Origin of the sequence: Bradyrhizobium sp. SHOUNA76, assembly GCF_023006445.1 — a bacterium.
Taxonomy (GTDB): domain Bacteria; phylum Pseudomonadota; class Alphaproteobacteria; order Rhizobiales; family Xanthobacteraceae; genus Bradyrhizobium.
On the sequence record NZ_JALBHA010001046.1, the window covers coordinates 1 to 699 of the forward strand.

General features: G+C 69.1%; 1 protein-coding gene. It reads left to right on the forward strand.

Annotated elements, in window-relative coordinates; all coding sequences use genetic code 11:
* Window positions 1-699: AMP-binding protein (locus tag MOV74_RS39605; protein ID WP_246933049.1), on the forward strand; the 699-nt coding region annotated here is incomplete at both ends.

The following is a 699-nucleotide window of genomic DNA, read 5'->3' on the forward strand; positions in this document are numbered from 1 at the left end:
GCGGCTCGATGACGATCTCGGCGGTATCATAGGCGAGGAGACCTCTGCACCGGCCGCGGTGAGCGGACCGGACAACCTCGCCTACGTGATCTACACCTCCGGATCCACCGGGCGGCCCAAGGGCGTGATGGGCACGCATCGCAATGCGTGCAAACGGCTGGGCTGGGAGGGGACGGGCGACGGCGGGACGGTGTATTGCCAGAAGACGTCGGCGAACTTCCTGGATGCGTATTGGGAAGTGTTCCAGCCGCTGCTGGCGGGCGGCCGGATGGTGATCGCCAGTGCGGCGTCGTCGCGCGATCCACGCGAGCTGATGCGGATCATCGGCGAAGAGCAGGTGGAGCGTCTGGCGCTGGTGCCGTCGCAACTGCATTCGCTGCTCGAGCTCGTGCCGTCCGAGAGCGAGGCGCCGCACCTTCGGATGTGCATGATCGGGGGCGAGGCGGTGCCGAGCCGTCTGGCGGCGGCGTTCGCGGAACGCTGGCCGCATGCGGCGCTGCTCAATGTCTACGGGATGGCGGAGACGTGGGACGTCAGCTGGTACGATGCGAGCCGGCTGGTGGACGGGGCGCTGGTGCCGATCGGGCGTCCGCTGTCGAACACGCAAGTGCATGTGCTGGACCGGGAGGGTCGCCCGGCGGGCGTGGGGATCGCAGGCGAGCTCTATATCGGCGGCGCCGGCCTCGCGCGCGGCTATCG